1 protein-coding gene is annotated in these 2,480 nt (G+C 61.6%); it reads right to left on the reverse strand.

From position 1 onward, the window contains the following. Positions 1-566: 566 nt before the first annotated feature. Positions 567-2,453 carry a P-loop NTPase fold protein gene (locus EPO09_RS01885; protein WP_290639616.1) on the reverse strand — a complete coding sequence of 629 codons (1,887 nt, stop codon included), beginning with the start codon at positions 2,451-2,453 and terminating at the stop codon, positions 567-569. Positions 2,454-2,480 lie beyond the last annotated feature (27 nt).

Here is a 2,480-nt window from a genome sequence, read left to right on the forward strand (position 1 = left end):
CGCCTCGGCTGCGGCGTTACGCAGCGATTAGTCATCAACACTGCCCGTATCAGGCATGACCTCCTTGACCAATTCCAAGATGAGGTCGTCTGCTGCAAGATTCGCTGCCCGCGTCCGATTTACCCAATCAATAACCTGTGGGTCGGCCCTGTCTCGGGCAGAAGCCAAGAACTGCCCAAGGGCGCCTGCGCCCTGGGCCGTGCTTCGCATGGTGGAGGTCGCCCGTCGCGCACCGCCCATGCCCTTGGTGACCATGCTCTTGGCTGCCGCGCGCAACGACTCGCGTCCGCCACCGCCAAGGGCGGCAGACATCTTGGAGCGTGCATCGGCGAACCTCCGACTGGGGGCTAAAGCCTCATCGACTGTTGCTGGCTCGCCGACAGCAGCCGGTCCGTCGGCTTCCGCGCCCGCGTCAGCGGGCTCCTGGTCCCCGCCCTCTCCCGAGCCATCGGCAGCAGCATCATCCCCGCCATCGGCAGTACCGGCGGGCGCGGCCTCTGGCGTCAGCCATTCAGGGTCAAACGGCGAACCGGCTTTGCCGCCAGAGCTTGACGTCGAGGTTCCCACTACCGGGCTCCCTTCTTCGCTTGCTGGATGGCCGCCTTAGTGGGCTTCTCCACAGAGGCGTCCAATTCCCACTTGTCGAGGGTGGGACGCGCCCACGTCTGCGCGTTCAGAAGAGGGATGACACCAGGGCCGACTTTCCCCACAGGTGCTTCCGCCAAGAGCGTCGAGGCTTGGGCAGCCAGTTCTGGAAAGACTTTGCAGGGCTCGATGAGTGGGACGACATCTTCGCCCGCGCGCCAGGTCCGCTTCGCGGCTTTCAGTTGCCAAGCTTTACCCATAGCCAAACCTGCCTGGATGACACCAGCAACTCGGATTGCCTCGGTGAGCGGCGCGTTCGATGTCGTCGCAGCGACCAGGGCGTCGCGCAGCGCTCGTCCTTCGTTGGTCATGTTGTCTGCGCCGAAGTCCCGAGTTGCTGTGTCCCTGCTCAGGTGCAGCAGGGGCCGGAGGTCTACCTCGCCCAGCGGCGGCTTGAGCTGCAACCACTCGCGCGAAAAAGGCTCATCTTTGAATGGCTCCGGGAGGGGCGTACCCGGGCCTGCGGCGGCTGCAGTCTCCGCTTCACGCAATATTGGCACTCGCCCGTCGGCTTCCGACGAGACCCTTGCGGCCAGTGCGTTGGCCAGCGTCTCATCGCACCGCTCGACAAGGTGCCATTTCGCAAGAGACGGGATGTCGAGATCGATGCCTTGAGGCGCTGCCAAGGCCGACCGGAGGTAGACCGTGTTCAAGAACCGCTTCATCAGCCGCGGGTTCGCGTTCACGGCACTCGACTGGGTGAGCAATGGCGCCAAGCCTTCAGCAAGCTGCATCAAGGCGAGCATGGGCGCGTTACTCAAGCCGACAACGCTTTGCAAGAACTCAGACGTGACGGCATCGCCCTTCCAGCTGGTCTGCAGGCGCTTCGGGATGACTTCCTTTGCAGCATCGAATCCATCCTTGTCGAGGACGCCGTCAGCATAGGCGCGCTCCATCAGCAGCAGGGCAAGGTATGCCTTGGCCTCATTGATGCCGAGGCGCGGAACGTGCAACGGGACCTGGATGAGCTTGTCGAAGTAGTTCGTTGCGACTTCGCTGGAGATGCCAGTGCCCTCGAAGTGCACCCGCACCGCCCCTCGAATGAACTCGTTGTCGGCTGCCACCACGAAGGCGCTACGCTTGAGGAAGAGAAGCAGGCGAATCGACTCCAGCGTGGAGATGGCGGTCTTGGGCAGGCAGCGGTCCAGGTCGTCCACGAAGACGACCAGCGTGACCTTCAACTCTTCGAGCAGTTCTTCAAGGGCATTGCGAAACGACTGAATCTCATTGGGCAACGAGACCGGCTCTGCCGGTTTAAGCAGGTCGTTGGGCATCCCCTTGTCTGTGGCCTTGTCCTTCTTTTCGCCTTCTTCGTTGTTCGACTCATTGGTGTCGTCGTCCTCGCCAACTCCGAAGAACCCTGCAGCCTTCATGACGGCGGAGCCGATGCTGCCGACAGGGACGCCCGTGTAAAGCGTCACGGCGGCTTCACCGCCCAACTGGGCGAGACGAAGGAAGTTGATACGCTTGAGGAGGCGCTTCGCCTTCTTCAGCAGCGGTTCGTTCTTAGCTGCTAGACGCAGAACTTCGTCGCCAACCAGTTGCAACAGGGCGCCGCGCGCGCCCTCAAAGTCCTGATAGAGCCACGGGTTAAAAGTGACAATGACGTAGGTGTTCGTCCCCGGGGTGTTGGCCTGTTTCAGCCTGCCCTCAATCATCCTAACCAAAGAGGTCTTGCCGACCCCCCAGCCACCAGAAATACCTACCGAAATCGGCGTTCCGTTGGCCTGCTGCAAAAGCTTTGCGCATGCGTCCGCTACAACGCCGAAATTCAGGTAGTCGACGGTTGTTTCATTGTCTGACCACATCTCAATCAGGCTCCCTTACTATTTTTC

The sequence above is a fragment of the Aquabacterium sp. genome, assembly GCF_004297345.1.
Taxonomy (GTDB): Bacteria; Pseudomonadota; Gammaproteobacteria; order Burkholderiales; family Burkholderiaceae_C; genus Aquabacterium.